At 67.4% G+C, this 9,957-nt stretch carries 10 protein-coding genes and 2 tRNA genes (1 of these 12 only partly in view); 6 read left to right on the top strand and 6 right to left on the bottom strand.

Annotated elements, in window-relative coordinates:
• The 4 genes from OA56_RS07350 to ompR form a co-directional block, all read right to left on the bottom strand.
• On the bottom strand, positions 1–242 hold a 242-nt coding region (locus OA56_RS07350), incomplete at its 3' end, for a BolA family protein (RefSeq protein ID WP_461584382.1).
• On the bottom strand, positions 235–837 hold the full coding sequence (locus OA56_RS07345) for a septation protein A (RefSeq protein ID WP_141055305.1): 603 nt from the start codon (positions 835–837) through the stop codon (positions 235–237). The genes OA56_RS07345 and OA56_RS07350, both read right to left, overlap by 8 nt.
• Positions 834–2,225 carry an ATP-binding protein gene (locus OA56_RS07340; protein ID WP_461584380.1) on the bottom strand — a complete coding sequence of 464 codons (1,392 nt, stop codon included), beginning with the start codon at positions 2,223–2,225 and terminating at the stop codon, positions 834–836. Before OA56_RS07340 ends, OA56_RS07345 begins: the two co-directional genes overlap by 4 nt.
• On the bottom strand, positions 2,222–2,965 hold the full coding sequence (gene ompR, locus OA56_RS07335; RefSeq protein ID WP_055422946.1) for an osmolarity response regulator transcription factor OmpR: 744 nt from the start codon (positions 2,963–2,965) through the stop codon (positions 2,222–2,224). Before ompR ends, OA56_RS07340 begins: the two co-directional genes overlap by 4 nt.
• 97 nt (positions 2,966–3,062) lie before the next feature.
• Here ompR and tsaB point away from each other — a divergent pair, with 97 nt between their 5' ends.
• The 4 genes from tsaB (at position 3,063) to OA56_RS07315 (ending at position 6,614) form a co-directional block, all read left to right on the top strand.
• Complete coding sequence (gene tsaB, locus OA56_RS07330; RefSeq protein WP_461584377.1) at positions 3,063–3,770, top strand: tRNA (adenosine(37)-N6)-threonylcarbamoyltransferase complex dimerization subunit type 1 TsaB; 708 nt, start codon at positions 3,063–3,065, stop codon at positions 3,768–3,770.
• Positions 3,767–4,249, top strand: coding sequence for a ribosomal protein S18-alanine N-acetyltransferase (gene rimI, locus OA56_RS07325; protein WP_055422944.1), 483 nt, complete (start codon positions 3,767–3,769; stop codon positions 4,247–4,249). The genes tsaB and rimI overlap by 4 nt, the downstream gene beginning before the upstream one ends.
• Positions 4,246–5,166, top strand: a complete 921-nt coding sequence (locus OA56_RS07320; protein ID WP_206202161.1) for a uracil-DNA glycosylase — start codon at positions 4,246–4,248, stop codon at positions 5,164–5,166. Before rimI ends, OA56_RS07320 begins: the two co-directional genes overlap by 4 nt.
• Positions 5,167–5,279: 113 nt before the next feature.
• Entirely contained in the window at positions 5,280–6,614 is a 1,335-nt protein-coding gene (locus OA56_RS07315; protein ID WP_461584374.1) for a ferredoxin reductase family protein, read from the top strand.
• Between the two features lie 19 nt (positions 6,615–6,633).
• Here the strand turns inward: OA56_RS07315 and lplT are convergent, their stop codons facing one another.
• Positions 6,634–7,884 carry a lysophospholipid transporter LplT gene (lplT, locus tag OA56_RS07310; RefSeq protein WP_461584372.1) on the bottom strand — a complete coding sequence of 417 codons (1,251 nt, stop codon included), beginning with the start codon at positions 7,882–7,884 and terminating at the stop codon, positions 6,634–6,636.
• 190 nt (positions 7,885–8,074) lie between these two features.
• Here lplT and OA56_RS07305 point away from each other — a divergent pair.
• Both OA56_RS07305 and OA56_RS07300 read left to right on the top strand, forming a co-directional pair.
• Positions 8,075–8,149: transfer RNA gene (locus OA56_RS07305), tRNA-Val, on the top strand.
• A 33-nt stretch (positions 8,150–8,182) separates the two neighbouring features.
• Positions 8,183–8,258, top strand: a tRNA-Ala gene (locus OA56_RS07300).
• A 20-nt stretch (positions 8,259–8,278) separates the two neighbouring features.
• Here the strand turns inward: OA56_RS07300 and OA56_RS07295 are convergent.
• A protein-coding gene (locus OA56_RS07295) for a type I restriction endonuclease subunit R (protein ID WP_461584370.1) crosses the window boundary here: on the bottom strand, positions 8,279–9,957 show its 3' portion. Its footprint extends 1,510 nt past the window's final position; 1,679 of the gene's 3,189 nt are visible here — the last part of the coding sequence; its start codon lies off the right edge, out of view; its stop codon occupies positions 8,279–8,281.

Raw genomic sequence — 9,957 nt, 5'->3', positions numbered from 1 at the left:
ACGGCGAGCGCGTGAATCCCTTTTTGCATCAGATCGCCCGCAGCGGCGAACACCAGGCGGTGGCGTTGCACCCGGGAAAGCCCTGCGAAGCGGGGCGAGACGAGGCGCACGCAGTAATGCCCGCCACCGGCCGCTCCGGCGTGGCCGGCGTGCGCGGCGCTGTCGTCGCGAATCTCGAGTTCGAGCGGTTCGAGCGTCTGTAGCCGCCGGCGCAGTTCGGCGATGGGGTCGTATTCAGGCATCGGATCGTTCCTCTTCGAGATGACGGGACAGCCACAGGGATTGGGCGAGCACGAAGAGCAGCATCGCGCCCAGGGTGCCGAAGAGCTTGAAATTCACCCAGACGGTTTCGGAATAATGCCAGGCGACGTAGAGGTTCAGCGCGCCCATCGCCAGGAAGAATCCGCTCCACAGGTCGGAGAGCCGCGCCCAGACGGGATCGGGCAGCCGCAGCTGCGCCTGCATGGCGCTGCGGATCAGGTTGCGGCGCAAAAACCGCGCACCGATGAGCGCCGCGGCGAAACTCCAGTACAGCGCCGTGGGCTTCCACTGGATGAAGGCGGGATCGTGCAGGAAGAGCGTCGCCCCGCCCAGAACCGTGACCAGAACGAAACTCACCCACAGCATGCGATCGACGGGGCGTCCGCGCAGGCGCAACGCCAGGATCTGGGCGACGGTCGCGAGCATCGTCGCGGCAGTGGCGGTGAGGAGGGGCAGGGTCGAAGGGGGCGCTGCCAAGACCGTTCCCAAGGGAGCGACCGCTTCGGGAAAGAGTCCGGCGACTCGATAAGCGAGAAAGAAGACGAGAATGGGAAGGAGGTCGAAAAGCAGTTTCATGGAGCGTCCTGCGAGGAGGAAGGGTTGGGAAGCGGAGGGGGTGCGGGCGGCAGTTCGAGGGTCACGGCAAGCCCGCCGCCGTCGCGGTTGGCGAGCGTGAGGCGCCCGCCGAGCGCCTTGACGGTGCGCTTGACGATGGCTAGCCCCAAGCCCGAGCCCGTCACGCCGCTGCGCATGGCCGATTCGGTACGGGCAAAGGGGGCGAGCACCCGCTCGAGCTGGTCTTCGGGGATGCCGGGACCGCGGTCGGCCACGGTAAGGGTGGGGGTGGCTGCGTCCTCGCCGAGCAGGATCTCGATGGGGTGTTCGGTTCCGGCATATTTCTTCGCGTTGTCGATGAGATTGACCAGCACCCGGCGCAGGGCCGCGCGGTTGGCGCGCACGAAGACGTGGGGCACGTCGCTTTTCCATTCGATGGGGGTGCCGCGCAAACGTTCCTTGGCCACGACTTCTTCGACGAGGTCGTCGAGCGCGAAGGTCTCGTCGGCAGCGAGCGCGTCGACTTTGGCATAGTCGAGGAATTGGCCGACGATGCGGTCGATGTCGTCGAGATCGGCCTCCAGCGCCTGGGCTTCGCGCTCGTCGATGGCGAGCATCGCCAGGGCGAGCCGCAGGCGCGTGAGGGGGGTGCGCACGTCGTGCGACACGCCGGCGAGGATGAGCGCCCGCTCGGTCTCGTTCATGCGCAGCCGCTCGACCATGGTGTTGAAGGCGAGCACCAGCTGGGCGAGCTCGGCCGAGGCAGGCATGGGCAGCAAGGTGGGCTGGCCGCCGGCGGCCACCATCTCGGCGGCGCGGCGCAGCACCCGCAGCGGGCCGCTGATCCAGCGGGCGATGACGAAGGCGCCCAGGAGCGCCAGGGCGAGGATGACGCTGGCGAGCATCAGCCATTGCCGCGGATCGGGGCGAGGAATGCGCTCGGGGGGAAAGCGCAGCCAGTAGCCGCGAGGGTCCTCCGGCGAGAGGCGGAAGTACACCCACAGTCCGGGCTGCTCGCGCCAGCTCTTGCCTACCTGGGTGGAGGGGCCGAGCAGTCGGCGCAGTTCCTCCTGCAGGGCGCGATCGGGATCGTCGTCTGGCAGTGGCTCGACCTCGTCGCCGAAATCGGCCGGATAGACGGCGATGCCCTCGAGCGTGACCCAATCGATCATCAAGTCGCCTTGAAAACGCTGGGGGGTGTGGCGCAGCGCCGAGCGCGTCAGGTTGATCACCGAGGCGATCAGCCGGGCATTGTCCCGGGCGCGCTGTTCCGTCTCGATCTGCCAGGACAGCCACCACCAGCTGGCGGCGGCGGCGAGAAGCAGCGCGGTGATCGAGACGAAGAGCTGCCAGAAGAGGCTCACCCGGCACAGCAGCGCCCGCAGTCCTTTTTCACGCGACCCGCTCATGGCGAGGATTCGGCCTCCCCGGCGGGCACATCGGGAACGAAGACGTAGCCCACGCCCCAGACGGTCTGGAGGTAGCGCGGTTTGCTCGGATCGGGTTCGACGAGGCGACGCAGGCGGCTGATCTGCACGTCGATGGCGCGATCGAAGGGGCCATGCTCCCGACCGCGGGCGAGCTCCATGAGCTTGTCGCGGGTCATGGGCTGGTTGGGGTGCTCGGCGAGCACGCGCAGCACGGCGAATTCGCCGGTGGTGAGCGGAATTTCCTCGCCGTGGCGCGTCAGGCGCCGCGTGGTGAGGTCGAGCACGTTGTCGCCGAAGACCACCGTTCCGCCCTGGGGCGCCGGGGCGCCGAGCGGTTCGCGCGGGCGGCGGCGCATCACGGCGTGGATGCGCGCCACCAGCTCGCGCGGGTTGAAGGGCTTGGGCAAATAATCGTCCGCGCCCAGCTCCAGCCCCCGGATGCGGTCTTCCTCGTCGCCCTTGGCGGTGAGCATGATGACGCCGAGTGGCGCCTCGCGCTGGCGCAGGCGGCGCAACAGCGTGAGCCCGTCTTCGCCCGGCAGCATCAGGTCGAGAATGACCATGTCGAAATGCTCGCGCTCTAGCGCCCGCTCCATGGCCGCCCCGTCGGCCACGGCCTTGACGGGAAACCCCTGGGTGTGCAGGAAGCGCGTGAGCAACTCGCGCAGGCGGGCGTCGTCATCGACGAGCAGGACGCGGCAGCGGCCGATTTCGTTCATGGTTCGATCCTCCCCGGCTGGAAAAACGTCAACGGCGTTTGGTGGGATTGTCGCAGATCGCACGCGAAAATGCCCAGCCCGGCGGTAAAATGCCCGCATGGATCTGCTCGCGATCGAAACTTCCGGCGAAATCGCCTCCGTGGCGCTGCAGCGCGGCGACACCGTCTGGGAACGCCGGCTGCAGGGCTACGCCCGCCACGCCGAACACGTGCTGCCCGCGGTCCAGGCCGTGCTCGAAGAAGCGGGGCTTGCCGTGGGGCAGCTCTCCGCCATCGCGTTTGGCGCCGGGCCCGGGGCCTTCACCGGGCTGCGGCTTGCCTGCGCCGTGGCGCAAGGGCTCGCCATGCCGTGGTCGCTGCCGCTCGTGCCCGTCGGCTCGCTCGAAGCCCTGGCGGCGCAGGCGGGCGAGGGCACGGTGCTGGCGCTTGCCGATGCCCGCATGGGCCAATGCTATCACGCCTGGTTTCGCTGCTGCGGCGGGCGAATCGAAGCGCTTGCCGCAGCAGGGGTGGACGCGCCCGAAGCGCTTTTCCCGCCCGCTGGGGTCGGCCCATGGCACGTCATCGGCCAAGGGATGGAGCCGCTGTGGCCGCGCCTGCCGGAAGCTATCCGCGCCGGCGCGGTCGAAATCGTGCTCGATGCCACGGTCCAGTCCCGCGACCTGTTGCCGCTCGCGCGGCGCATGCTCGCCGAGGGACGGGCGCTTCCCCCCTGGGAGGCCGCGCCCTACTACGTGCGCGACAAGGTGGCGCTCACGGCCGAAGAGCAGGCCGCCTTGCGCCAGCGCAGGGTGCAGGCGCCGTGAACTGGCTGCGCCTGCGCACTATGCGCGAGGACGATCTTCCTTGGGTGGTCGCGCTCGAACGCGACGCGCAGGAAGTCCCCTGGAGCGAAAAGAGCTTTCGCGAGGCGCTCGCGGCGGGTTACGCCTGCTGGGTGGCGGAAGTTCTCTCGGGGGATGATCCGGCCACGGCTTTGGCCGAACCGGTGGGGTTCCTCATCTTGCTGCTCGTCGCCGGTGAGGCCGAAATCCTCAATCTGGCAATCACGCCGACTCATCGCGGCCGCGGGCTGGGGCGCGAGATGTTGGAGGCTGCGCTCGACGAAGCGCGCGAGCGCGGCGCCGCCAGAGTATGGCTGGAAGTGCGCGTCTCCAACCAGGCGGCGATCGCCCTTTATCAGCGCAGCGGTTTTACCATCGTGGCCCGGCGCCGCGGCTATTACGCCACGCGGGAGGGGGCAAGGGAAGACGCGCTGGTGATGCAGCGGGAACTCGTTCGATGAGCGCGCCCCTCGACGAAAAAGAGCGCTTTGCCAAGCTCGAGGAAATGGGCTTGACGCCGCTGTGGCGTCTGCGTACCCGCTTGCAACCGGCCTGCGAGGCGGGTGAGGCCAAGGCCGCGCACCAAGAACTCCCTGCCGTCGCGGCCTCGACCGACCAGACACTGGATACGCCGCCGCAGAAACCCACTACGGCTGCAGTGGCAGCGCCCGCGCCGGCCAGGGAGCGCCCCAGGGTTCGGCCGCTCCATGCTCCTTCCGGACCGGTCGGACCGCCTCTGGCTCCGCCTCCTGTTCCGGCCGCATCCCGCGCCGCTGGCGCTTCGGCGCGGACCGTCGACCCGGATCGCGCCGCACGCATCGCCACGCTCGACTGGGAGGCACTGGAAGCGGAGATCCGCGCCTGCACCGCCTGTGCGCTGCACCGCACGCGCACGCAGGCGGTGCCGGGCGTGGGCAACCGTCAGGCGCGCTGGATGTTCGTGGGCGAGGGGCCGGGGCGGGAGGAAGATCGGCGCGGCGAGCCTTTCGTCGGCCCGGCGGGCAAGCTGCTCGACGCCATGCTCTTCGCGCTGGGACTGGACCGCACCCAGGTCTACATCGCCAATGCGGTGAAGTGCCGTCCGCCGGACAACCGCACGCCCTCGCCCGAGGAGATCGCCGCCTGCGCGCCCTTCCTCTTCCGCCAGATCGAACTCGTACGCCCGAAGGTGCTGGTGGCCCTGGGGCGTCCGGCGGCGTTCGCGCTCCTCGATGAGGATGTCAAGATCGCCCAGGCGCGCGGCCGGATCTTCCGCTACGGCGAGATCCCCGTCGTAGTCACCTACCATCCCGCCTACCTCTTGCGCAACCCCGCCGACAAAGCCAAGGCCTGGGAGGATCTGTGCCGGGCCAGGGCGCTCGTCGAAGGGCAGGGGTAGTGCGCAGAGCGTTTTCGTTACACGGCGTTCATTCCGGGTTAAGCCTTCGTCCTTTCTCGGCGGTTATCCTATGGCGATGCCAATAGGATAAATATTTCTTGTGGAGGTATGTGATGGATCGGATGCGCCATGGGTTGTGGACCCTGCTGCTCGGCTCTGCCCTGTTGTGGCTGGCGGCCGAGCCGACATTCTACGAAGCGGACACGCTCTTCGCCTGGCGCGAGGTGATGACGCAGTTGAGCGGCGTGCTCGCCTTCGGCTGCATGAGCGCGGCCATGGTGCTCGCGCTGCGCCTGCGCCCCGTCGAGCGCCTTTTCGGCGGGTTGGACAAAACCTACCGTCTGCACAAGTGGCTGGGAATCGGCGCGCTCGTCTTCGCCCTCACCCATTGGTTGTGGGTCAAGGGGCCGAAGTGGGCGGTGCAGCTGGGTTGGATCACGCGCCCGCCGCGCGGGCCGCGACCGGAGCCGAGCAATGCGATCGAGGCGGCGTTTCGCGCCGTGCGGGGTCTGGCCGAGACCATGGGGGAATGGGCCTTCTACGCCGCCGTGCCGCTGCTGCTGATCGCGCTGCTGCGCCGCGTGCCGTATCACGTCTTTGCCAAATTGCACCGCATGATCCCGCTGCTTTTCCTCGTCTTCGCCTTCCACGCCCTCGTGCTCGTGAAGTTCTCCTACTGGGGCACGCAGCTGGGAGCGCTGCTCGCGCTGGAGATCGTTGCCGGAGTTTGTGCCGCCGCCGTCTCGCTCGCCGGACGCATCGGTGTTGCGCGGCGCATCCTGGGGCGGCTGGAGGCGGTGGAACCGTTGCCGGGCGCGGGAGCGCTCGCGCTCACCGTGGCTCCGCAACGCTGGCCGGGGCACGCAGCTGGACAGTTCGCTTTCCTCACGCTCGACGTGCGGGAAAAGGCTCATCCCTTCACCATCGCCAGCGTCTGGGACGAGCGCTCGCCGCGGCTCTCCTTCGTCGTCAAGGCGCTGGGAGATTTCACCCGCAGTTTGCCGCAGCGGCTGCGCCCGGGGCAAGAGGTACGAATCGAGGGGCCTTACGGCGGTTTCACGTTTGCCGACGAGGCGCCGCGCCAGATCTGGGTGAGCGGCGGCGTGGGGGTGACGCCGTTTCTCGCCGCGCTGCAGCAGAAAGCGCTACGCGGTTCGCCTTCCTGCCCGGTCGATTACTTCCATTCGCTGACGGCGCCGGACGAGGCCGCCGAGGCACGGCTGCGGGCGCTCGCCGAGGCGGCGGGGGTGGCGCTGCACCTCGTCTGGCCGCAGCGCGACGGGCGGCTCACCGGCGAGCGCATCCGCGCTGCCGTGCCGCAGTGGCGCGAAGCGAGCCTGTGGTTTTGCGGCCCCGAGGGGTTTGGTGAAGCGCTACTGCGCGACTTCTCCGCGCAGGGATTCGACGTGCGCCGGCGCTTCCATCGCGAACTCTTTGCGTTTCGCTGACGGGGCGAAACGCCGCGCCTCAATGCCGCTCGACCATCTCCAGTAGGTGGAGCGAATCGATGCGGCGCTGGTTGGCGCGATGCCATGCCCAGATGGCGACCATGGTACCCGCTACGAAGAGCCCGAAGAGCATGATCACCTGGTGGACCGGCAAGTCATACCGCAAAAGGATCGCGTAGAGGCCGGTCATCACCAGGATGGCGAGGTTTTCGTTGAAGTTTTGCACCGCGATCGAATGCCCCGCCCCCATGAGGACGTGGCCGCGGTGCTGCAGCATCGCGTTCATCGGCACCACGAAAAAGCCGGCGAGCGCCCCGACGGCGATCATCAGGATGATCGCCAGGGCGAGCGAATGCACGAAGATCATGCCGATCGCCGCGAATCCCATGACGATCCCCAGAGGAATCACCCGCGGCGCCTCGCGTAGCGCCACCCATTTGGCCGCCGCGACCGCCCCCGCCGCGATGCCCACGGCCACCACTCCTTGCAGCATCGACGCCTGGGATAGCGGCAAACCGAGATTCACCTCAGCCCATTTGAGCACGATGAACTGCAACGTCGCCCCCGCGCCCCAGAAAAGGGTCGTCACCGCCAGAGAGATCTGCCCCAGCTTGTCGCGCCACAGCAGCAGGAAGTAATGCCCGAACTCGTGCAACAGATAGAAGGGGTTCTTCTTGAGCGGCACGTGCGCCACACCCGTGTCGGGTACGTAGAGGTTGCACACCGCAGCGACGCCATAGACCAGCACCACCACGAGCAGGGACACCCACAGCCCGTTGTGCAGCCAGGGGAACCAGGCGTCGAACCGGGCGACCAGACCCGGGGCCACCAGGGCGCCGCCGAGCAGCGTCCCCAGGATGATCGCCCCGACCGTGAGCCCTTCGATCCAGCCGTTGGCCACCACCAGCAGGCGGTGCGGCAGGTACTCGGTAAGGATTCCGTACTTGGCCGGCGAATAGGCCGCCGCCCCCACCCCGACGATGGCGTAGCCCAGCAGGGGATGCACGCCGAAGACGATGAGAAGGCAGCCGACGATCTTGATCGAATTGGTGACGAGCATCACGCGCCACTTCGGCATGGAGTCGGCGAACGCTCCCACGAAGGCCGCGAGCAGCACGTAGGAGAGGGTGAAGAAGAGCTTGAGGAGCGGCTCGTACTCGGGCGGCGCCTCGAGTTGGCGCAGGATTCCCATCGCGACGATCAGCAGGGCGTTGTCGGCCAGCGCGGAAAAGAATTGCGCGGCCATGATGGAATAGAAACCGCGGGGCATCGGAACGGCGCTCCTCGTGCGACTGCGTAGGATGCGGATACCGTCTAGTGTAACAAGAACCGCGGATCAGGGGCGCGCTCGGCCGGGAAAAAGTCGGACAAATCCCCGGCCCTTCACAGAGGCTTTGCGCTCGCGGCAGGGGTTGACGTCCGAAAGGCGAGCCCGTATCATTTCGGTCTCTGCACACGACGGGCGGTTAGCTCAGCGGTAGAGCACTGCCTTCACACGGCAGGGGTCAGTGGTTCGATCCCACTACCGCCCACCACCACAGGTGGGTTGTACCGTCGTGCAAGATCATGGGCCGGTAGCTCAGCTGGGAGAGCGTCGCGTTCGCAATGCGAAGGTCGGGAGTTCGATCCTCCTCCGGTCCACCAAGCCCCTTCCTCGATTCACCTCACACGACGCTCCATGCCGACGATAGCGCTTCGGCCTGCGCGAGGACCGTCCGTACGGCGGAATCTTGCAAATCGGGTGGATATCCGTATCGTCTCAGGATGCGCTTGACCAGCACCCGCACCCGTGCGCGCGCGGATTCACGGTGCGCCCAGTCCACCGAGACGTTGTTGCGCAGGCTCACCAGCAGCTCGTGGGCGATCACGCGCAGCTTCTCGTCGCCCATCACCTGCACTGCGGATTCGTTTTCGGCGAGCGCGTCGTAGAAGGCCACTTCCTCGTCCGACAGTCCCGATTCCTCGCCCCGCTGCCGGGCAGCGCGGATGTCGCGGGCGAGTTCGATCAACTCCTGCAGTACCCCGGCGGTGGTGATGGCGTTGGCGTGGTAGCGGGCGATCGCCGCCTCCAGCCGTTCGGAGAAGGCGCGGGTCTGCACGACGTTGGCCTTGGAGCGGGCGCGAATCCCGTCGTCGATGAGCTTGCGCAGCGCCTCCAGCGCCAGGTTCTTCTTCTCCATCTGCTGTACTTCGGCCAGGAACTCGTCGGAGAGGATGGAGATATCCGGGCTCTTGAGCCCTGCGGCACGCAAGATATCCACGATCTCGGTGGATACCACCGCGCGGCTGACGATCTGCTGGATGGCAAGCGCCCGCTCTTGGGCGGAGGAACTGGATGCGCCGTCCGATTTGACGAGCGCCGCCCGCACGGCCTGAAAGAACCCCACTTCTTCGCGGATGGCGCGCGCCTCGTCCGAGCTGGCCGCCAGCGCAAAGGCTTTCGAGAGGGCGAGCACCGCGTCGGCAAAGCGCCGGTGCGCGGCCTTCTTGCCTTCGGCGGTGGTTTCCTGCGCAGCCCATTGCTGCTGCTTGGCGAGGATCCATTCGATGGCTTCGGCCAGCATCGCCAGGCGCGCTTGCGGCGAGGCATTCAAAGCTGGGCGGTAGTCCAGCCCGAAGAACATGTCGCGCACGACTTCGTACTTTTCCTGCAGGGCGGCGATGGCCTTGGCCTCGTCGATGCCGGTTTGCTCGCGGTCACGTGGCGAGTATTGGGCGAGCGCGTTCTTGAGATTCTGCGCGATGCCGATGTAATCCACGATCAGGCCGGCCGGCTTGTCGCGGAACACCCGGTTCACGCGGGCGATGGCCTGCATCAGGCCGTGGCCGCGCATGGGCTTGTCGAGGTACAGGGTGTGCAGGCAGGGCGCATCGAACCCGGTCAGCCACATGTCGCGCACGATCACGAGCTTGAGCGGATCGGCTGGGTCCTTGATCCGCTTGGCGAGCAGATCGCGCCGCGCCTTGTTGCCGATGTGCTTCTGCCATTGGGGCGGATCGGCCGCCGAGCCCGTCATCACGATCTTGATGGCGCCCTGGGCGTCGTCGTCGCTGTGCCAGTGGGGGCGCAGTTTGACGATTTCGTCGTAGAGCTTGACGCAGATGCGCCGGCTCATGCACACGATCATCGCCTTGCCTTCGAGCGCCGCCACGCGGTTTTCGAAGTGTTCGACGATGTCCCCGGCCACTTGGCGCAAGCGTTTGTCCGCCCCCACCAGGGCCTCGACGGTGGCCCACTTCTGCTTGGTCCGTTCGCGGACGCTCTCTTCCTCGTCTTCCAGGATCTCTTCGATCTCGGCGTCGATCTTCGGCTTCTCGTCCTCGTCCAGTTCGATGCGTGCAA

The organism is Tepidiphilus sp. HLB4 (genome assembly GCF_054823945.1).
Note: the sequence above shows the minus strand (reverse complement) of the source record. Positions and strands in the feature narration are given on the sequence as shown.

Coding starts and splice junctions, on each gene's coding strand:
- tsaB (WP_461584377.1), top strand. CDS start 3,063: ATGGATCTGCTCGCGATCGAAACTTCCGGCGAAATCGCCTCCGTGGCG.
- OA56_RS07315 (WP_461584374.1), top strand. CDS start 5,280: ATGGATCGGATGCGCCATGGGTTGTGGACCCTGCTGCTCGGCTCTGCC.
- OA56_RS07345 (WP_141055305.1), bottom strand. CDS start 837: ATGAAACTGCTTTTCGACCTCCTTCCCATTCTCGTCTTCTTTCTCGCT.
- OA56_RS07320 (WP_206202161.1), top strand. CDS start 4,246: ATGAGCGCGCCCCTCGACGAAAAAGAGCGCTTTGCCAAGCTCGAGGAA.
- lplT (WP_461584372.1), bottom strand. CDS start 7,884: ATGCCCCGCGGTTTCTATTCCATCATGGCCGCGCAATTCTTTTCCGCG.
- ompR (WP_055422946.1), bottom strand. CDS start 2,965: ATGAACGAAATCGGCCGCTGCCGCGTCCTGCTCGTCGATGACGACGCC.
- OA56_RS07340 (WP_461584380.1), bottom strand. CDS start 2,225: ATGAGCGGGTCGCGTGAAAAAGGACTGCGGGCGCTGCTGTGCCGGGTG.